The following is a 20,398-nucleotide window of genomic DNA, read 5'->3' as shown; positions in this document are numbered from 1 at the left end:
TAAAAGGTAACTACACGGGAGCAGTGCACCTATGGTAAAACAACATCAATATTTTGGGATCTACAATGGGGGAAAAAAGGTGAAGAATCAAGATACGTTCTTAAACCTTGGAGAACAATTGACATTATCAGAATTAGTGTTTCAGCATATCGAAGTGGCCGTATTTATACTGAATGATGAAGGGATTATTTTGACATGCAATCAACCTTCTGAATCGATTACAGGTTTTAAATCTGAGGAACTAGTAGGGAGTCATTTTTCTGTTTTATTCAAACAAGGAACGGAATTTTTGGAAATCTGGAGTAAATTGAATCTGTCAAGCAAGTGGATGGGTGAAGTACATACAGTTAAAAAGTCAGGAAATCATTTTATTGCTAAGCTAAAGCTACAGAAAGTCCTACAATCTGATTCAACTAGATATTTTTTGGCTATTTTAGAAGATATTACGCATCAGAAAAAGTCTGAGAACGAGCTCTTATTGGCCGATAAAATTTTTGAAAATATTAGTGAGGGTGTTCTTATAACAGATAAGAAAGGTCGGATCATTTCAGTAAATCCAGCTTTTCAGATTGTAACAGGGTATACTGAAGAGGAGGTAGTTGGGAAGAATCCAAACATTCTCCAATCTGGCCTGCACAATCAGGAGTTTTATAACGAAATGTGGAGTGAGATTTCGAATAAAGGGCGGTGGAAAGGCGAGATTTGGAATAAGAGAAAGAACGGCGAAGTATTCCCTGAATGGTTAACGATTAGTTCAATCTATGATGAGCTTGGAAATATCACAAACTATGTCGCTGTTTTTTCTGATATCACCGACCGGAAGCAAGCGGAGGAACAATTAAGAAAGCTTGCCCACTATGATGTGTTGACGGGTACGGCTAACAGGTATTTACTAAATAAAAGTTTGGAAAGATTATTAGTTACTGCGAAAAAGTATAATCAAATGGTTGCGGTTCTGTTTTTAGACCTTGACAGATTTAAGCAAGTGAATGATACATTAGGTCATAATTACGGAGACCTATTATTGAAAAAGGTATCAGCTCGACTAAAAGGATTGCTGAAAAACAAGGATATTATTTCTAGGCTAGGAGGGGACGAGTTTGTGATCGTCCTACCGAATATTAAGCATGCCAGAGAAGCAGTAGCGGTTTCAAAAGATATTATTAACAGCTTGAAGAATTCGTTCCAGCTCCACGATCAAGAGGTTTATATCTCGACGAGTATCGGAATTTCCTTGTATCCATATGATGGTGATGATGTGTATACGTTGTTAAAGAATGCAGACCGTGCCATGTATCAGGCAAAATCAAATGGGAAAAACAGTTTTGAGTTTTACCATACTGGACTTCATCATGAGAATGAAACGAGACAGATGAAGCTCGAAAATTGCTTGCGAAAAGCACTGGATAGACAGGAGCTTTCCTTGCATTACCATCCGCAGGTTGATACTAGAACGGGTCAGATAACCGGAGTGGAAGCGCTCTTAAGATGGAATCAAGAAGAGTTTGGCGCCATCTCTCCTGCAGAATTTATCCCAATCGCAGAAGAGACGGGTCTTATAATCCCGATCAGTGAATGGGTAATTAGACAAGCTTGCGAAGATGCTAAGAGACTTCATCTTTTAGGGTTTCATTCTTTAAGGGTTAGTGTGAATATATCAGGACTTCATTTCAATCAGGACGAATTTGTGAAAAACGTTAGTAGTATCGTGCAAAATACAAATGTCAATCCTCACTGTCTTGAATTAGAGTTAACGGAAAGTATGATCATGCCGAATGCTTCAGAAGCCATTAACAAGCTGGTTAAGTTAAAGCAGCTTGGGATTAAGCTTTCTATTGATGATTTTGGAACGGGATATTCTTCTCTTAGTTATTTACATCGCTTTCCGATCGATATTTTAAAAATCGACCAAAGTTTTATCAAAAAGCTTAATGTATATAAAGAAGATGCTTCGATTGTCCGCGCAATCATTACAATGGCACATCGCCTTAATTTAGATGTAGTGGCCGAAGGTGTGGAAGGAAAGAAGCAATACAAATTTCTAAAGGATGAAGGGTGTAATTATGTTCAAGGGTATTATATTACGAAACCGCTTCCTTTAAATGAATTAATCGACTTTTTGGAGCTATGGGACAAAGATTTGCTGGAATAGCGTCGAATCTAAGATGAATGTTCGTGGTGAGAAATCATAATATAAATGGGGGGTGGAATGGTTATTTCGGGTGAAAAACTCGTTTAAACCGTTTCGCTTTTTTGCAAAAGGAATTAGGTGATAGAATGAATCAATACGAAATTATTGCAACTGCCGCAATGGGTTTAGAGGCCATTGTGGCAAAAGAAGTAAAAAATCTCGGATATGATTGCAAGGTGGACAACGGGAAGGTGACCTACCTTGGGGATGAAAAGGCAATTGCAAGAAGCAACATGTGGCTGAGAACGGCTGACCGCATCCGAGTCAAAGTTGGGGAATTTAAGGCGTTTACGTTTGATGAATTATTTGAAAAAACAAAAGCTCTCCCATGGGAACAATTTATCCCCGAGGATGCTGAATTTCCAGTAACGGGAAAATCCGTTAAATCTAAGCTATTTAGCGTTCCAGATTGCCAAGCCATTGTGAAAAAAGCCATTGTGGAACGATTGAAACAAAAGTATCGTAGAGTCTCCTGGTTCGAAGAAAAGGGTCCTCTATACAAAATAGAGGTATCCCTATTAAAGGATGTCGCCACATTAACCATTGATTCTTCAGGAGCAGGACTTCATAAAAGGGGATATCGTATAGGACAAGGAGAGGCCCCATTGAAGGAAACACTTGCTGCTGCACTCGTACAGTTAACGAATTGGCATCCAGACCGACCATTTGTGGATCCATTTTGCGGATCGGGAACAATACCGATCGAAGCCGCATTAATCGGACAGAATATAGCCCCTGGCTTCAATAGAGAATTCGTTTCTGAAACATGGCACTGGATTCCTGAAAAGGTTTGGGATGAAGTGAGAACGGAAGCTGAAGATTTAGCGAACTACGATCAGCCGCTAGATATATCCGGCCACGACATCGATCATCGAATGATTGAAATGGCAAAAAAGAATAGCTTTGAAGCAGGTCTTGGCGATCTAATCAATTGGAAGCAAATGCAAGCGAAAGATTTTAGAACAAATAAGGAATACGGTGTGATTGTTGGAAATCCTCCATATGGAGAGCGATTAGGGGAAAAAAATGCAGTTGAACAATTATATCGAGACCTTGGAAAAGCCTATGAGTCATTAGAGACATGGTCGATCTATATGCTCACTTCACATGAGGATTTCGAAAAGCTATATGGTAAGCCAGCTACCAAAAAACGAAAATTGTTTAACGGGTTCATCAAAACAGACTTTTATCAATATTGGGGCAAGCGTCCACCAAGAAAAGAGTAAATACGAAGGGACCGGGTTGGAATACCGCTATATGGTTTTTGCGGAAAAGAGTAAGTATAACCCACTCCTTTTGCACATAGTATGAATATATCTTTGAAAAAGGAGTGGTGACGATGTACCATACTAAGGTAAATTTCCAATTAATATCGAAAGCGATTCAGTCTTCGTATACCACATTGGAAAGCTACGGGGGATTAACAGATGAGTGCAAGGTGCAATTAGAGAAGGCGGAAAGAAACCTAAACAAAGCACTAACATTTCATCTTCAAAAAGCGAAATAAACGATAAAAGAAAAGTGAAAAATGTCTGACCATTTCCACAAAGTCTTCAATGGAGAGGTTGGACATTTTGTTTTTTTTGTAACAAATATAAGGATTGAAAAAATAGCATTTTTTTGAGAAAATATAGTTTTGTTTGTACGTTATGGAGGAGAGGAATATACGGATGCTAAAAACACTGCCTTTTACTGTCTCAAAAACGGATTCATTTTACGACAAGTTATCTGAATGGATTGGGGATGTATTTTACGATATTCTTCCAGAACAAGGATTTGAGCTAAGAGATGAGCAAATCTTTATGGCGTTTCAGCTAGAAAAAGCCTTTAAAGAAAAAAAGATTGTTTTTGCTGAAGCTGGAGTAGGCACGGGGAAAACGCTTGTTTATCTCCTTTATGCGATTTGCTATGCACGTTATACAAACAAGCCAGCCATTATTTCCTGTGCGGATGAAACATTAATTGAGCAGCTCGTTAAAGAAGAAGGCGATATTGCGAAAATAAAAAACGCACTAGGGATCCAAATTGATGTTCGCATGGCAAAGGCAAGAGACCAGTACCTTTGCTTAAAGAAATTAGACCATGCAGTAAACATCGTAGAGTCTGAGGCGATCGATAGAGTATACGATGAGCTTCCTCCATTCGTTCATGAAGCAGGGTCCATGGCGACCTATGAAGCATATGGAGATCGAAAACAATATCCTTACTTAAACGATGAAGAATGGGCAATGGTCGGATGGGATCCATTGCAAAATTGTTTTACGTGCGACAAAAGACATCGATGCGGACAAACACTTTCACGTGATTATTACCGAAAATCGCAAGACTTAATTATTTGCTCCCACGACTTTTTTATGGAGCACGTTTGGACAAAGGAGTCCAGAAAAAGGGAGGGGCAGTTGCCTCTTTTACCTGATTACAGCTGTGTAGTTTTCGATGAAGGGCATCTGCTTGAATTTGCTGCCCAAAAGGCGCTAACGTATAAAATTTCTGAGAATTCCCTTGCGAATATTTTACAAACTCTCATTGCTAATGATGTTCGTGAAGAAACGCTTTTCTTAATGGAGGATATCATTGATTTAAACAATGAATTTTTCCAAATGCTTGCATCCACTGCAGAGAATGTCGTGGGCTCGGATCGATATGAAATACAAAACCTTGATCAAGCGAAAAAAATGGCGAAGAAGCTGTACGAAAAAATTGAAGCACTGCAGGAGGCTTTGGTTTTTGAAGCGGAACTTTATACGATCAATGAATATGATTTAAAAATCAGTGAGGAGTTTTTGGACCAGATCTCTTATTCTCTTTCATTATTTATAAGGAGTAACGAAGCGATCTCTTGGTTTGAAATGAACGATGAGTCCAGGAGTGTAGTCATCATGCCTAGACTTGTCAATCAAATCCTTTCTGAAGAGGTGTTTTCGAAGAAAGTGCCTTATGTGTTTTCATCAGCAACCCTCTCGGAAAACGGTTCATTTGATTATATCGCTGAAAGCTTAGGGATATCAGATTACGTAAGCTTTTCGGTTGCATCGCCATTTGATTATGAGGAAGTAATGAAAGTCAACCTTGTCAAGGCCAATGATGAAAACTTTGAACAGAAAATGGCTTTTACGTTAGATTCGATTGAAAAAGCGAATGGAAGTACGTTAGTTCTCTTTTCTTCAAAAGAAGAACTGCAGTGCTTTAAAGGTGCAGCTTCTGCTAAAAGCCTGCCGGTTCCTTTTTATTATGAGGGAGACGAAGAAATTAGTTCACTCGTTAAGAAGTTTCAATCCCATCAGGAATCTGTGCTTTTATCCTATCACCTATGGGAAGGTTTAGATGTTCCTGGCGAGTCTTTACGAAACGTAATCATTTTTTCGCTTCCATTCCCGCCAAAGGATCCTGTTTTTCAAGCGAAAAGAAATGCAGTTGAAAAACCATTTGAGGAGGTAGACCTTCCTTATATGTTGCTACGGCTTCGTCAAGGAATCGGCAGATTAATCCGTACAAGTGAAGACTACGGAACAGTTTCCATTTTTGTTCCCGAACATCTTGAAAAAGAAGTGTTTAATAAAATATTGGATATTCTTCCGGTCCAACCTGCGATTATAGAGTAGTGAATATTAGTTGGTGTTGTCTAAAAAGTCCCTAAAATGAAGCAAGTGGAGAAAAACGATCCGTTTTTCTCCACTTGCTTTTGTGTTATTTGGATTTTTCTCTGATAAAAAGAGGCTCCAGAAAAGTCAGGAAAACTGACTTTCTGGACAATCCCTTTTATTTTACGTATCTTCAATTTTTTAAATAATTGGAAAATATGAGAAAGGCTATGATAAAATGAACCTTACAAGACTGTGGTTTTTCTGCCTAGTCTATGGCAATCATACATCAAAAAGCTAAGTCCTATGTGAGGGGGAAAAAGAATGACTGTGAATAAGGTGCAACAAGAATTTCACGAATACGTAAAAAAAATGGCCGCCTACAATGAAGCATTATCCTTAATATTTTGGGATATGAGAACAGGAGCTCCTAAAAAAGGGATTGAGCAGCGTTCTGAAGTGGTCGGCATGCTCTCATCAGAAGTGTTTAAAATGTCGACCAGTGAAAAGATGGCTTATTTCATTGATACATTATCGAATGAAAAGGATCAGCTTTCTGATATTACAGTAAAGCAACTAGAAGAATGCAAAAAAGAATACGATCGCAATAAGAAAATTCCAGAAGATGAGTACAAAGAATATGTTGTTTTGTTATCAAAATCTGAAAGCAAATGGGAGGAAGCAAAAGCGGCTTCTGATTTTAGCCTGTTTCAACCTTATTTAGAGGAAGTAGTCAAGTATAATAGAAAATTCCTGGAATATTGGGGCTATGAAGAAAACCCATATAATGTGCTGTTAGATTTATATGAACCGGGAATGACTGTCGATGTTTTAGATCAGGTTTTTGGGCAATTAAGGGAACGAATCGTACCTTTAGTGAAAAAAATTATGGATAGTGGAAACAAGCCAGAAACAGATTTTTTATTTCATCATTTCCCGAAAAGCAAACAGCGTGAATTTAGCATTGAGCTGTTAAAGGAGCTTGGCTATGACTTTGAAGCTGGACGTTTAGACGAAACGGTCCATCCGTTTGAAATCACGTTAAATATTGGTGACGTCCGTATTACGACAAAGTACGATGAAAAAGATTTCCGTACAGCTGTATTTGGTACAATTCATGAATGCGGTCACGCCATTTATGAGCAAAATATTTCACCGAAATTAACCGGGACGCTGCTGGCATCTGGAACGTCTATGGGAATTCATGAATCTCAATCCTTATTCTTTGAAAACTTTATCGGAAGAAACTATAGTTTTTGGAAGAAGCACTATGAATTGCTGAAGAAGTATGCACCAGAGCAGTTCAGCCATGTATCTCTTGATGATTTTTACCGTGCCATCAATGAATCTAAGCCATCGCTCATTCGAATTGAAGCAGATGAACTTACCTATCCGCTGCATATCATGGTGAGATATGAAATAGAAAAAGCCTTGTTTAATGGTGAGTTAGAAGTAAAGGATTTACCGGAAGTTTGGAACAAGAAATATGAGGAATATCTTGGCGTTGTTCCGAAACATAATGGCGAAGGCGTTCTGCAGGATGTGCACTGGTCAGGTGGTAGCTTCGGTTATTTTCCATCCTATGCACTCGGTTACATGTATGCAGCACAATTCAAGCATAGCATGCTAAAGGACTTACCGAATTTCGACAGCTTGCTTGAAGAGGGGGATATCACACCAATCAAGAAATGGCTAAACGAAAAGATCCATCAGCATGGCAAGATGAAAAAGCCGTTGGAGCTTTTACATGAAATTACCGGAGAAGGTCTGAACGCCCAATATTTAATTGATTACCTAGAAGACAAATATTCAAAAATTTATGGATTATAATCCGTGGAAGTGGAGTAAAAAACACTTCCAACTAAAATAAGTAGACAAAAAACAGAGGACTTTCAGTTTTGGAAGTCCTATTCTATCTAAAAAACGAGAATTTGTTTGATTTAATTTCAATAGCGTATTGCTCTGGGAGTGGGAAAATGAAAAAATCCTATGCGGTTTTGTTCATCGTATTAGCTGCTATATTTTGGGGAATCATAGGCATATTTGTTAAAGGTTTAACGAAGGCGGGCTTTACAGCCATGGAAATTGTAACGATACGGGTGATTATATCCAGTGTGCTGCTGCTGATTTTAGGAGCGATGAAATATAAATCCCAACTGAAAATTTCTTATAAAGATGCTCATTTGTTTATTGGAACGGGCATCCTTAGCATCGTATTCTTTAATTGGTGTTATTTCTCTAGTATAAATCGGTTGTCTATTTCTACAGCTGTGATTTTGTTATATACGGCACCTGTGTTTGTGATGGTATTATCTGCTTTATTTTTAGGGGAAAAATTCACCTTCAAAAAGTTTATTTTATTAGCACTTACGATTGTCGGCTGTGGTTTGGTTGCTGAAGTATCAGTTGAAGGAATCCGCTCGGGCGATCTGCTTGGCTACCTAATTGGTTTAGGAGCGGGATTGGGGTATGCCTTATATAGCATTTTCGGAAAGCTTGCTCTACGTAAATATCAATCTTTTACGATCACTCTTTATACCTTCATTGTCGCTTCTGTCTTTTTGCTGCCGATTACAGGAATTTGGAATAAGGCAGATCGAATTTTAAATGGGAATGTAATCGTATTAATTTTGGGATTGGGCACGGTTTCAACGGTATTAGCTTATCTCCTGTATACGAGTGGATTGCAAACGATGGAAAGCAGCAAAGCGTCCATTTTAACAACCGTTGAGCCTGTAGCTGCTATGCTTGTTGGTTTCATTGTATTTAATGAAAGTATACAGTCCTTACAGCTTACTGGAGCGATCTTAATATTAGGAGCACTGATCTTTTATAATCTTCCTGAACGTTTGAAGAAGAAACAAAACGTGGAGGAAATCAAATGAAATAAACCTCGATCGTACACCAAAAAAGCCTCATCAATTTGTATATTCTGGAAAATTCAATAAAAATTAAAAGGTGGCATTAAACTCCGCTGATCGGGGTTAATGCCACCTTTTTTATGTTAGTAAATTACCAAAGCTTATATCCTTTTGATCCCGGAGGAGCATTTTGGATCATATCAATAAATGGAATCGTGTAAGCGAATAGAATTAACACAACTGTAATTCCAAGCCATAGCTTCCAGTTTTCGAACACAAGTGGAGTTTTTTCTGCAGCATCTGCCACTTCTCCAACAGGGAATTCCTGCTCACCTTTAGGAGCAAAGAAAGCTAGGTTAACAAAGATGATAAGAACAAGGATGATTCCTATGAATAAAATTGATCCTCCGACTGCTTGTGCGATTTGATATGGAATCCATTCATGAGCTTGAGCAGCATCGCCGTACGTAGAGAATGAAGAACGACGAGGGGCTCCTAATAATCCAGCACTGTGCATAGCGCCAGACATGAATGCCATACCGATAGCCCAAACGACACCTTGAACAATAGCAAGCTTATTCATTTTCTTCGTTAATACACGGCCTGTTAAGTGAGGCACAAGCCAGTAAGAAATACCAAAGAACGTTAAAACAACAGCAGTTGCAAGGGTCAAGTGGAAGTGACCAGTTACCCAAATCGTGTTGTGAACCACTTGGTTTAGTTGGTGGGAAGCGTTAACCATACCGCCCGCACCAGCTGGGATGAACGCTACCATTCCGATGAATGGAACAACGAAACGCGCATCTCCCCAAGGAAGTTTCTTAATCCAACCGAACAATCCAGTAGCACCTTTAGAACGACCGTACATTTCAAACGTAGCAAACATCGAGAATGCAGTCATTAAAGATGGAATAACGACTAGGAATGTCAAGATAACTTGTAAGAACTTCCAAGCTGGGTCAATACCTGGTTCCATTAACTGATGGTGGAAACCTACAGGTACCGAGAAGATCAAGAATAAAATGAAAGACATACGAGCTAGTGAATCAGAGAAAATCTTTCCACCAATAACTTTTGGAATAATAACGTACCAGCACATATAAGCAGGCAGCAACCAGAAGTAAACAAGTGGATGACCGAAATACCAGAATAATGTGCGACTAATTAAAACGTCAATAGTATCGACTAATCCTAAAGACCAAGGAAGGATTTGTATTAAAACAGTTGCAGCGACTCCAATTGTCGCAACGATCCAAAGAATCGTGTTCACGACAACCATGAACGTTAATAAAGGACTTACTTTTCCAGGGTTTTGCTTTTTCCATCTTGTATAATTCGTAATCATCGCACCGCCAGCGATCCAGCTTCCTATAACAACTAATGTTAAGCCGATATAGAAAATTGGGTGTGCTTTTAGCGGAGCGTAGAATGTAAATAATACAGATGCTTCGTTTAATAATACCATTGCAGCAGCCATAGCCGTTCCGATTGTCATAACCCAGAAGCCAATCCAGCCTGCTAAGCGAGCACCATTTGAAAGGGCTCCTGTAGTACGGCTAACAGCGGCAAATTGGAAGCCTAGAATAAAGAATGTAGTAAGAACAAGTCCAAGTAACACTCCATGTACCGTTAATACTTGATAATAATTGATACCTAAAGGAAGCTCAAATTTACCAGAACGTACTAATACTTGCAGTAAACCTGCAAGACCTCCTAATGCTAAAGCGATAAATGCTACATAAAAGTGAGCCATGGAAAGCTTCGCATCGCGAGCATCCACTTTGAAGTTAGATGGGCTAAGCATTATTCAACCACCTCAATTCTTGCGTTCATCATGTGGTGACCTACTCCGCAGTATTCGTTACATAGGACTAGATATTCACCGGGTTTATTGAAAGTTGCAACTTTTTCACTAATAAATCCTGGTTCAAGCATCATGTTGATGTTTGTACCTGCAACTTCAAATCCGTGGATTACGTCTTTCGTTGTGGCTATGATTTTTACTTTTGAACCTTTTGGAATTTCTACTTTTCCAGGGTTGTAAGCGAATGCGGAAGCTACGAATACAAGCTCATAATCCCACTCTTCACCCTCAACCTTTTTTAATCCTGGTTCGTTAAAAGGCTTAGTTGTGTCAACCTTTTCAGGATCGATTGTTGCTAAGCAGCTAGGTGGCTGGTTACCCATGTAGAAAGCGCTAACACCTAATACTGTAAGGAATACAAGCAGTGCTCCTACCCCGAAAATCAGCCATATTTTCTCAAATTTATGCATATGCATGGCTTTTTCCCCCTTAAATTCTTATAAACGATCTAAAAATAAGAAATACACACTGACCCAAGTAATAATAAGGATGAATCCTAACATGAAAACAGATGCAAGTGTTCCCTTTAAGGATGAGTGGTCATCGACATGTGTTTTATTCTTATTTTTTAACTCCGTCTGTGCCATAATTTTCACTCCTTTCTAAATATTAGAAGTAAAATGAGTACATCTTCATAATACAAAACAATTTGCAGATTACTAGATGGTTTTCATCAATTCACAAATTGTTCATTCGTTACTTAATTACTATATTAATAGGTGAAAATTGTCGTAACAGTGATTTTAGTCACTTAATCGATGGGGGATTTGTGAAAGAAATGTGAAGTTTTTTTGAGGTGATGATTAGGTGGAATCAATCGAAAAAACAGCATAAAGACAGGGGTCAATGGATCGATTCCTTAGCTTTTTCCAGCGTGAAAAAGGGAGAATCGTAAATTTACGAACAATTATTTATTTGTAATAAAAAAAGTTCGTTTATTAAAGGTTATATCTTTTCAAAAGTTAGAATTATTGTTATAATCCAAGGAAATAAGATAAACCCTCATATAATCGCGGGGATATGGCCCGCAAGTTTCTACCAGATCACCGTAAATGATCTGACTATGAGTGGGCAAATACAGAGTTTGAAATATTCGTATGTTTATATACGTTTAGCTCAAGTCTTTTTGCTGCACTCTTTTCATTCAGCAATCAGGCTTGAGCTTATTTTTTTTCCAAAAGGATTGGTCCTTTTTTTGAAGCTCAAGCCTACAACCTTTGAATGCAAACAATTATGTGAATGGAGGAGAAAATGTTTGAAACAACTTGAAGAAAAAATACTGAAGGAAGGCAAAGTATTATCCTCTTCAGTCTTGAAGGTGGATTCCTTCATAAATCATCAAATGGATCCTCAGCTTATGAAAAAAATTGGGGAAGAATTTGCAGCGATTTTTAAAGACATGGGCATTACAAAAGTTGTTACGATTGAGTCGTCGGGAATCGGTCCAGCATTAATGACAGCTTTGGAATTAGGTGTGCCAATGGTTTTTGCTAGAAAAAGAAAATCATTGACACTTTCAGAAGGCCTTATTACATCATCTGTCTATTCCTTTACAAAGCAGGAAACAAATGAAGTGACCATTTCAGCGGATTTTGTGAACAGTCAAGATAAAGTACTAATCATTGATGATTTCCTTGCTAACGGACAGGCTGCATTAGGCTTGGTGGACATTGTCGAAAAGGCAGGGGCTGAAACAGTTGGTATTGGGATTGTGATAGAAAAAGCTTTCCAAGACGGTGGGCGTCTCTTAAGACAAAAGGGATTGAAGGTTAAATCTTTGGTAAAAATTGAATCGTTGGAAAATGGTAAAGTTGTATTTTTAAAAGAAGAATATGCGGAGGTTAAATGATATGAACAATCAACCTTTTAGACTAGCATCATTAGGAATTCAGCATGTATTGGCCATGTATGCCGGAGCCATCATTGTTCCTTTGATCGTAGGAGGAGCATTAAATTTAACAGGGGAGCAGCTGACTTATTTAGTTTCCATCGACATCATGATGTGCGGAATCGCTACATTGCTTCAAGTATGGACGAACAAATTTTTTGGGATTGGACTTCCTGTTGTATTGGGATGTACCTTTACCGCAGTTGGACCAATGATTGCAATCGGAGGACAATACGGCATCTCTTCCATTTACGGAGCGATCATATCTTCAGGTTTGATTGTAGTATTGATTAGTAAGTATTTTGGAAAGCTAGCAAAATTCTTCCCTCCTGTTGTGACAGGTTCTGTCGTAACAATTATTGGAGTCACGCTAATACCAGTTGCGATCAATAATATGGCAGGGGGACAAGGATCACCTGATTTCGGTTCACTCTCTAATATTTCCCTTGCTTTTGGAACATTATTGTTTATTATTTTCCTGTATAAATTTTTCACTGGCTTTATTCGCTCGGTTTCTATTTTAATAGGTTTAGTTGCTGGAACAGTTGTGGCATCCTTTATGGGCAAGGTTCATTTTACGGCAGTATCAGAAGCATCATGGTTCCATATGGCCAAACCCTTTTATTTTGGTACACCGACTTTTAATGTGACAGCTATTTTGACAATGACCCTTGTAGCGATTGTAAGTTTAGTTGAATCGACAGGCGTTTATTATGCACTTAGCGATATTTGTAAAAAAGAGATTTCTGAAAAAGATTTGGCAAAGGGCTATCGAGCTGAAGGTCTCGCAAGTGTAATCGGTGGTTTGTTCAACGCTTTCCCTTACACGACTTACTCACAAAACGTAGGTCTTGTTCAATTGTCAGGAGTGAAATCAAACAGTGTAATTTACACAGCTGGAGGATTATTAGTTCTTCTAGGACTTGTACCGAAAATTGGTGCTTTAACGACTATTATTCCTGCCTCAGTCCTTGGCGGAGCGATGGTCGCCATGTTCGGGATGGTCGTAGCATATGGAATTAAGATGTTAAGCAAGGTTAATTTTGCCTCTCAGGAAAATTTATTAATTATTGCTTGCTCAGTTGGAATGGGGCTTGGGGTTACAGTTGTGCCGGGATTATTTGCCCAAATGCCAGAAAGCATTCGCATATTGACCGAAAATGGGATCGTTTTGGGAAGTTTGACAGCTATTTTCTTAAACATCGTATTTAATATTTTGCCAAAATATAAAGAAAACAAGCTTCCTGCATTAAAGGAGCGGAAAGCTTCGTAATACTTTTTGATAAACAACCATTCTTTTTCTTCTTAAAAGTAATCAAATCCATGATGGGAAGAATACAATATAGTAAGATGAGAAAAGGAATGGATGAAAACGATGACAATGATGATAAAATATTGCATTTTTTGCAGAACTTTATGTACGAACGAGCTAGCCTGCAAGGCATGTGGGAGAAAAGAATTTCAGGTTCTTCACATTAACGTCCAAACACAAAAAAACAATAAAAATATGTAAAACGTTTTGTTAAGCCTAAAACGTACATCATAAAACGTAAAAAAAGGTGAATCTGATCTTAGAAGCAATTGTAGTGAATTGTAAGATCAGACTTACCTTTTTCATTTTACTGCTCTACCATTAGTATGATCTTGATGTTTCCTATTTCAGTAAACGATACCGGCAGACATAATGCTTTGTCGAATCCGTACATTTTTGCTTGACCGACAAGGACTGTAGGGGGAGTGATATCCATGTCTACACCTTTTTGGGCCACGCTTGTTGCTAGGTTTCCAGCTATCATATTTCCTAGTTCTCCAGCAAATGACTCTAGCATTTCCCCTTCTAAAGGCATTCCAAACATGGATTGTCCAATCCTTCCGATTGTATCCTGGCTTCCTTCAATTATATCACCTGTCATACCAATTAAAACTCCTATGGAAGTCTGAGTAAGCGGCTGTTGGATCAGCTTCGGTTTTTCTATAGTAACAGGTAAAGGAATAACAGATTTAACTGATTCAATTGTGCCATTTAAGACATTTGTAACATGAATGCTAATTGTCATAGGTTATCCTCCATCAAACATTGACCGACCTGTTTAATATAATATCAAAAATAGCGAGTATGGAGTTTAGTAAAATACAAATATTTTAAGAATTTTTTTAAAAAAACAGAACAAAAGTCAAATGAAATGGATGAATTTTTTTTGTGAAAATGGGGAAAATATGTGTACTTTTTATTAAAGGTGGAAATTGGGAATGCCCGTTATTTTATCTGTCTCAAGTTTACCCTTACCCCATGAAGTATCCCAAAATCTTGCAATGGATTTTGCTAAAGAAATGTTTGGCGAGTCATTTAAGGATTTAAACAGGCTTTTGAAGTTGTTTGAAAATGGGCAGGTGAAAAGACGATTTTTTACAAGAAATTTAGAATGGTTTAAAGAGGAACACACCTTCGAAGAAAAAAACGACATATACATCGACCAGGCTGTTGAATTTGGTGTTGAAGCTGTAAGAAAATGTTTAACTCACTCTGAATTCTTAACAAGAACGGTTAATGAACATGAAATCAATGCTTTCATTTTTGTTTCAAGCACCGGTATTGCTACGCCTACAATTGATGCCAGGATCATGAATAAACTACCATTTTCTCGGCATACGAAGAGGATTCCATTATGGGGATTGGGCTGTGCTGGAGGTGCATCAGGATTGGCACGTGCTTTTGAATATTGCAAAGCCTTTCCGAATTCGAATGTGATCGTTTTAACCATTGAGCTTTGTAGCTTAACCTTTCAAAAAAACGATGTTTCAAAAAGTAATCTTGTAGGAACTTCTTTGTTTGGTGATGGAGTGGCGTGTGCGCTCGTTTGTGGAGATGAATCAAATCTAAAGGGAATCAAAGCGAAGAAGTACATGCCTAAAATCTTAGGCACTCATTCGACATTAATGTCTGATTCATTGGATATAATGGGATGGAAAGTGAAAAATGAGGGATTGTATGTGATTTTTTCTAAAGACATTCCAAGTATAATGAAGGGCTGGTTGCTGCCGAATGTTAAACATTTCTTAAAACAATTTGACTTGGAGAAGAAAGACCTCTCAAGATTTATTGCTCATCCTGGTGGAAAAAAAGTACTAGATGCTTATCAGCATGAATTAGGGGTAACAGAAGAGATGCTATCCTATTCAAAGGCGGTACTACATGATTTTGGGAATATGTCATCAGCGACCATATTGTATGTCCTTGAAAGAGTGATGCTAGATGAGGTAGGCATAGGAGAATATGGATTAGCTGCAGCGCTTGGTCCAGGCTTTTCATCAGAAATGCTTTTATTGAAGTGGGAAGCATGATTTTCTTTTTGTTCGTGGGATTTGTTATTGTTCAAAGGCTGATTGAGCTGTATATTGCCCGAAAAAATGAACAATGGATGAAAGAAAAGGGAGCAATCGAATTCGGTAGGGAACATTATAGGCGGATGGTTTTACTGCATGTTAGCTTTTTTGTCTCGATCATTAGTGAAGTGCTACTTTTTACCCGAGGGTTGTCGTCCATTTGGCAGGTTTTGCTCGTTTTATTTGTTCTCACCCAGCTAGGCAGGATTTGGGCATTAACTTCTCTAGGACGGTTTTGGAATACAAAAATTATTGTCTTACCTGGTGCGCGCGTGATAAAAAAGGGGCCATATAAATATGTAAAGCATCCTAATTATGTCATTGTAGCGCTTGAGATTATCATCATTTCTTTGTTATTTAATGCGTTCATTACAGGTGTTCTCTTTACGTTTCTGAACGCGTGGATGATGAGTGTTAGGATCCCAGAGGAAGAAAATGCGTTAAAAACTCTCACAAATTATGAAAAAGAATTAGGGTCAAAAAAATAAAAAAAACATTGAAAATGATTCTCGTTTTTGATAAGATTTCAGTTGAAGATGAAAACTATTCTCAAGAGGCAAATAAGCTGCCTTAAAGGAAGGTGCTATATCGTGGTTTGGTTATTCATACTAGTAACAGTGATTACATATAGCGTTGTTATGGTCTATGTTTTAAAAAATGTACAAAAGCCTGCTGCTAAAGCATTTAACATGGTGGAAAATACAAATTCTCATGAACAATTGGTTCCCATTCACACTAGGTAAGCTACCTAGTGTTTTTTTTATATTTCTACATAGACCTTTTTGTTTTTATAACAAAAATTGCAGAAATCGTTTACAATAAGAAAAGCGGAAAGCGCCTGGTTAGCTCTGCTTGAAGCTAGACAATAAAAAAGTGTTATATTCTTTTAAAGAGCAATTTTTTTAACAAAGGGACAAGGGGAAATTTTTTTATGATTAAAACATCAGCGAAACATACGAATATGCTTCATTCACTGATCTTGCTCTATCGTGAGTTTTTGGAAAGTGGAGATGAAAAGAACGCACTGAAAATGAAGCAATTAATTCAAAAAATACAAAATAAAGAATGGATTATTGCGTTTTGCGGACACTTCTCAGCCGGAAAATCAAGCATGATCAATTTTTTGTTAGGGGAAAATGTGTTGCCTTCAAGCCCTATTCCGACAAGTGCTAACCTGGTAAAGGTGAAGAAGGGGAAAGACAGTGCTAAGGTTTTTTTCCATAAGGAAGAGCCCATTTTATTTAAAGCACCTTATGAAATGAAAGATCTTAAGAATTTTTGCAAGGATGGAGACTCTGTAAAAGAAATTCATTTGAGTTCTTCTGCCTTTCCATTGCCGGAAAATATTTCAGTTATGGATACACCGGGAATCGATTCAACCGATGATGCCCACAGGGTTTCGACTGAATCAGCCCTTCACCTGGCAGATATGATTCTTTACGTGATGGATTATAACCATGTGCAATCGGAGGTTAACTTTCTCTTCACAAAAGAATTAACCGATGCCGGGAAAAAGCTGTATCTGATCGTAAATCAAATTGACAAGCACGATGAGTCTGAATTAAGCTTTAAAGCTTTTAAAGCATCCGTTTATGATGCGTTTGTTCAATGGAAGGTCCGTCCTGAAGGAATTCTTTTTACTTCCGTAAGAGATCAAGCACATCCTCATAATGAATTGCAAAAAGTAAAGGATTTAATTCACGATGGAAAAGCTCTGGATGTTCAATTTTTTGAAAAGTCGGTTTATTCTGCTGTGGATCGAGTTTGGAATGATCACCTGAATTGGTTACATGACCAAAGTGAGGAAAAGCTTGCAAAAGATTTGGAACTGCTCTCGAATCTTGAACCGGAGGAAAAAGCAAGAATTAGTCAAGAACTTTTCCAGCTTCAGCAGCAAAAAAATGAAATGACTGCGAAATTCGAACAAGCAGAGAAGGTTTTTTATGAAGGTTTGGAAAAAATTTTAAAAAACGCTTATTTAATGCCTGCAGAAACACGTGAACTCGTAAAGGCATATCTTGAATCTCGCCAACAAAGCTTTAAAGTGGGGTTATTTTTCACTAAAGCTAAAACGGATGCAGAAAAAGAAGTACGGGAACAAAAGCTGAAGCAGAGTCTTGAGGAACGAGCAAAAACTCAACTGGATTGGCACTTAAAGGAGCTTGCCTTGTCTTATGTAAAACAGCTTTCCCTTCAGGATCTTGAACTTGAAAGCCTTGCTCAAAGCATACAGGTTAGTATACCGATGGAAAAAATTGCCCTGGCTGTAAAGGACCAAGCTTCTGTTACAGGCGAATATGTCTTACATTTCAGCAATGAAATAGCAGAACTATTGAAACGGGAAGCCAAACTAGCAACCCTTACGTTTTTTGAGCAAGCCAAAAAAACAGCTTTAGAAAAACAGCAAGCTTCTATAGAAGAATTGGAGCAGCAATTATCTAAAGTTCTACACTATAAAGCTGCACTTGACCGGATTGAAAACGCCAATATGGAGCTTAAAGCAAAAGAAAAGAAAGTCCATCAAATCTTATCCGGTGATGTAGAGATCGATTCTTCATACGAAGAAAAATTGTTAAACGAATGGAAACAAGAAGAACTGTCGATTAAAACGGCGATTTTTGACAAAAATACCTCAAACACTGTTCGAGAGTTTGATCCTCCGTCGCTTATTGAGCAACACTCTTCCGATCATTTAAATATAGATGAAAAAGGGAAAGAAAAGCTCACCCAAGCGGGAAGCATATTGGAAGAAGCATCGATCACAATCCAACAACTTCCAGGGTTTGCAGGGCTAGCAGCAGAGCTGAAGGAAAAAGCAGGCAGGCTGAAAAACCAAACCTTTACGATCGCATTATTTGGAGCTTTTAGTGCAGGGAAATCGTCTTTTGCCAATGCATTAATTGGTGAAAAAGTATTGCCTGTTTCACCCAATCCAACAACGGCTGTCATTAATAAAATCGTTCCGCCTAATGGAACACACGGAAATGGCACAGCAAAAGTGAAGCTGAAAACGGAAAGCATGCTTTTGGCAGACATCCAGTTGGCCTTTAAAGCATTCGGGCTTTACCCGGAAAGCTTAGACGAAGCACTTAAAATGGCAGATACCCTCTCCGTGAAAGAACAGGGAGATGGGAAAGAAAAAGCTCATTTATCGTTTGTAGCAGCTTTTAAAGTGGGGTACCCCCAATTTAAAGGGAAATTAGGAAGTGAACTCGTTACCGATTTAATAGAGTTTCAGGATTTTGCTGCAAATGAATCAAAATCCTGTCTTGTAGAAGAAATTGAATTGTACTGGGATTGTGAAATGACCCGCCAAGGAATGGTGCTCGTCGATACGCCTGGTGCCGATTCGATTAATGCACGCCATACGGATGCGGCTTTCGAATATATTAAAAACTCAGACGCGATTCTTTTCGTCACCTATTACAATCATCCGTTCTCAAAGGCAGACCGGGAATTCCTCATTCAACTAGGTCGGGTAAAGGACTCATTCAGCATGGATAAAATGTTTTTCTTATTAAATGCTGTGGACTTGGCCCAAACCCCTGAGGAACTGCAGGATGTACAGACCTTTATAAAGGAACAGCTCTTAGGCTTTGGGATTCGTTTTCCAAGACTATTCCCTATTTCAAGTAAAGCTGCTTTGTCAGAAAAGCTGGAACCGGGCAGTTTTGAGCATCATTTTTTACCTGATAGCGGGATGAATGCATTCGAAATGAGTTTTCATCATTTCATTCAGCATGAATTGACCGAGCTCGTACTTTCTTCTGCCAATCTCTCCTATGAAAGAGCAGAACGTATGCTTGAAGATGTCATTCTGACTGCAGAGCGTTCAGCAGAGGAAAAGGCTAAAGAGCGTAATCGCTTCATGAATGAAAAGGCCAGCATGGCAAAGCTGTTAGAAGAAAGCCACATCGTGCTAGAAAAGAAACGATTGCAAAAAGAATGCGAAGAATTGCTGTTTTATGCACGACAACGCGTATTTCTCAGATACGGTGATTTCTTTAAAGAATCCTTTAATCCGTCCATCATTAAAGATGACGGCAGGGACTTAAAGCTCGCCTTAAGACAGGCACTCTCTGAATTACTGGAGAGTCTTGGTTTTGATTTCTCACAAGAAATACGGGCCACTTCGCTTCGACTGGAAGTATTTGTGCAAAAATTGCTTGCTGAAAAGCAAAGCAGTCTTTTATCACAGCTGAAATCAATCAGAAATTCCCTTTCTGATGCAAATTTTGAATGGAAAGTCTGTGAGATTCCTCATTTTAAGAAGGCATTCGAAGACTTGAATAGTGACCATTTTAAAAGGGAACTCAGCTTGTTTAAAAATCCTAAAGCATTTTTCGAAAAAAATGAAAAACAAAAAATGAAAGATGCTATCGAAGAAAGTCTATCTTTTCCAACAAATCAATACGTGAATGAAATGACCAAAATGTTGACGGAGCTGTTTCAAAAATACTTAGACTGTGAATTCCAACGAATGAAGAACCATTTCCTAGCAACAGTAGATGAAATGTACGAAGGTCTGCAGGCAGCATTAAGCAATCATGTTCCTGTTAAACTCTATAAAGACACTTTGACAAAATTAAAAGAAATAAAGAGTCCCAATGAGGGCGAGGGGTAAAAATG

The 20,398-nt window shown here is 38.3% G+C and carries 15 protein-coding genes and 1 riboswitch; of the genes, 11 read left to right on the top strand and 4 right to left on the bottom strand.

All coding sequences use genetic code 11. The features are described 5' to 3' along the window. Nucleotides 1-79 precede the first annotated feature (79 nt). The 6 genes from GD441_RS00320 (at nt 80) to GD441_RS00295 (ending at nt 8,657) form a co-directional block, all read left to right on the top strand. Nucleotides 80-2,152 carry a sensor domain-containing protein gene (locus tag GD441_RS00320; protein WP_225434100.1) on the top strand — a complete coding sequence of 691 codons (2,073 nt, stop codon included), beginning with the start codon at nt 80-82 and terminating at the stop codon, nt 2,150-2,152. Nucleotides 2,153-2,277: 125 nt separating this feature from the next. Continuing rightward, complete coding sequence (locus GD441_RS00315; RefSeq protein WP_153122514.1) at nt 2,278-3,417, top strand: THUMP domain-containing class I SAM-dependent RNA methyltransferase; 1,140 nt, start codon at nt 2,278-2,280, stop codon at nt 3,415-3,417. A gap of 113 nt (nt 3,418-3,530) precedes the next feature. Then, complete coding sequence (locus GD441_RS00310; RefSeq protein ID WP_153122512.1) at nt 3,531-3,698, top strand: hypothetical protein; 168 nt, start codon at nt 3,531-3,533, stop codon at nt 3,696-3,698. Nucleotides 3,699-3,861: 163 nt separating this feature from the next. Next, nucleotides 3,862-5,793: an ATP-dependent DNA helicase gene (locus GD441_RS00305; RefSeq protein WP_153122510.1), complete on the top strand. Its 1,932-nt coding sequence runs from the start codon at nt 3,862-3,864 to the stop codon at nt 5,791-5,793. 303 nt (nt 5,794-6,096) lie between these two features. Next, nucleotides 6,097-7,602 carry a carboxypeptidase M32 gene (locus GD441_RS00300; RefSeq protein WP_153122508.1) on the top strand — a complete coding sequence of 502 codons (1,506 nt, stop codon included), beginning with the start codon at nt 6,097-6,099 and terminating at the stop codon, nt 7,600-7,602. A 146-nt stretch (nt 7,603-7,748) separates the two neighbouring features. Next, a complete protein-coding gene (locus GD441_RS00295) occupies nt 7,749-8,657 on the top strand; it encodes a DMT family transporter (protein ID WP_153122506.1) in 909 nt (302 codons plus the stop codon). 127 nt (nt 8,658-8,784) lie between these two features. Here GD441_RS00295 and GD441_RS00290 read toward each other — a convergent pair whose 3' ends face one another. From GD441_RS00290 to GD441_RS00280, 3 genes are read right to left on the bottom strand one after another with little or no spacing between them, the layout of a single operon-like run. Further along, complete coding sequence (locus tag GD441_RS00290; RefSeq protein WP_153122504.1) at nt 8,785-10,437, bottom strand: b(o/a)3-type cytochrome-c oxidase subunit 1; 1,653 nt, start codon at nt 10,435-10,437, stop codon at nt 8,785-8,787. Further along, nucleotides 10,437-10,913: a cytochrome c oxidase subunit II gene (locus tag GD441_RS00285; protein ID WP_153122502.1), complete on the bottom strand. Its 477-nt coding sequence runs from the start codon at nt 10,911-10,913 to the stop codon at nt 10,437-10,439. Before GD441_RS00285 ends, GD441_RS00290 begins: the two co-directional genes overlap by 1 nt. A gap of 21 nt (nt 10,914-10,934) precedes the next feature. After that, nucleotides 10,935-11,084 (bottom strand): cytochrome c oxidase subunit 2A, encoded by a 150-nt coding sequence (locus GD441_RS00280; RefSeq protein WP_153122500.1) that lies wholly within the window; start codon nt 11,082-11,084, stop codon nt 10,935-10,937. A 395-nt stretch (nt 11,085-11,479) separates the two neighbouring features. Next, nucleotides 11,480-11,581: riboswitch (purine riboswitch) on the top strand. Nucleotides 11,582-11,752: 171 nt separating this feature from the next. On the opposite strand from GD441_RS00280, the gene GD441_RS00275 reads away from it, so the two are divergent. Further along, nucleotides 11,753-12,346, top strand: a complete 594-nt coding sequence (locus GD441_RS00275) for a xanthine phosphoribosyltransferase (RefSeq protein WP_153122498.1) — start codon at nt 11,753-11,755, stop codon at nt 12,344-12,346. Nucleotide 12,347: 1 nt separating this feature from the next. Continuing rightward, on the top strand, nt 12,348-13,658 hold the full coding sequence (locus GD441_RS00270) for a nucleobase:cation symporter-2 family protein (RefSeq protein WP_153122496.1): 1,311 nt from the start codon (nt 12,348-12,350) through the stop codon (nt 13,656-13,658). Nucleotides 13,659-14,004: 346 nt separating this feature from the next. On the opposite strand, the gene GD441_RS00265 is transcribed toward GD441_RS00270, so the two are convergent. Beyond that, on the bottom strand, nt 14,005-14,442 hold the full coding sequence (locus tag GD441_RS00265) for a chemotaxis protein CheX (RefSeq protein ID WP_153122494.1): 438 nt from the start codon (nt 14,440-14,442) through the stop codon (nt 14,005-14,007). A 193-nt stretch (nt 14,443-14,635) separates the two neighbouring features. On the opposite strand from GD441_RS00265, the gene GD441_RS00260 reads away from it, so the two are divergent. The 3 genes from GD441_RS00260 to GD441_RS00250 all read left to right on the top strand — a co-directional run bounded on the left by GD441_RS00260 (nt 14,636) and on the right by GD441_RS00250 (nt 20,393). Next, nucleotides 14,636-15,727 (top strand): type III polyketide synthase, encoded by a 1,092-nt coding sequence (locus GD441_RS00260; protein WP_153122492.1) that lies wholly within the window; start codon nt 14,636-14,638, stop codon nt 15,725-15,727. Beyond that, a complete protein-coding gene (locus tag GD441_RS00255) occupies nt 15,724-16,257 on the top strand; it encodes an isoprenylcysteine carboxyl methyltransferase family protein (RefSeq protein WP_153122490.1) in 534 nt (177 codons plus the stop codon). Before GD441_RS00260 ends, GD441_RS00255 begins: the two co-directional genes overlap by 4 nt. Nucleotides 16,258-16,700: 443 nt before the next feature. After that, nucleotides 16,701-20,393 (top strand): dynamin family protein, encoded by a 3,693-nt coding sequence (locus GD441_RS00250; protein ID WP_153122488.1) that lies wholly within the window; start codon nt 16,701-16,703, stop codon nt 20,391-20,393. Nucleotides 20,394-20,398: the final 5 nt, after the last annotated feature.

Origin of the sequence: Peribacillus tepidiphilus, assembly GCF_009466385.1 — a bacterium.
GTDB classification, from domain to species: domain Bacteria; phylum Bacillota; class Bacilli; order Bacillales; family DSM-1321; genus Bacillus_BN; species Bacillus_BN tepidiphilus.
The sequence above is the reverse complement of the archived record's forward strand: the minus strand, read 5'-3'. Positions and strand labels throughout refer to the sequence as shown.